Source organism: Bacillus sp. REN3 (assembly GCF_017912555.1).
In the GTDB taxonomy this organism is placed as follows: domain Bacteria; phylum Bacillota; class Bacilli; order Bacillales; family Cytobacillaceae; genus Mesobacillus.
On sequence record NZ_JAERSD010000075.1, the window covers coordinates 1 to 357 of the forward strand.

The following is a 357-nucleotide window of genomic DNA, read 5'->3' on the forward strand; positions in this document are numbered from 1 at the left end:
GCGCGCCCGAAAGGAGTCGAACCCATAACCTTCTGATCCGTAGTCAGACGCTCTATCCAATTGAGCTACGGGCGCATATGTTATTGTTAGCAACTTTTATATGTTATCACGTTAATCATAAGATGTCAACAATATTTTGGTGCGGCCGAGAGGACTTGAACCTCCACGGGGTTGCCCCCACTAGGCCCTCAACCTAGCGCGTCTGCCATTCCGCCACGACCGCAAAAATATGACAGGAGTATATCTTAACCCATTCTGACCAATATTTCAACTGGTAATGAATGGTGCGGGTGAAGGGAGTCGAACCCCCACGCCTCGCGGCGCTAGATCCTAAGTCTAGTGCGTCTGCCAATTCCG

2 tRNA genes are annotated in these 357 nt (G+C 50.4%); both read right to left on the minus strand.

Annotation, left to right across the window (positions count from 1 at the left end):
* Position 1 precedes the first annotated feature (1 nt).
* Positions 2-75, minus strand: a tRNA-Arg gene (locus JJQ88_RS21050).
* 62 nt (positions 76-137) lie between these two features.
* Positions 138-223: transfer RNA gene (locus JJQ88_RS21055), tRNA-Leu, on the minus strand.
* Between the last annotated feature and the right edge of the window lie 134 nt (positions 224-357).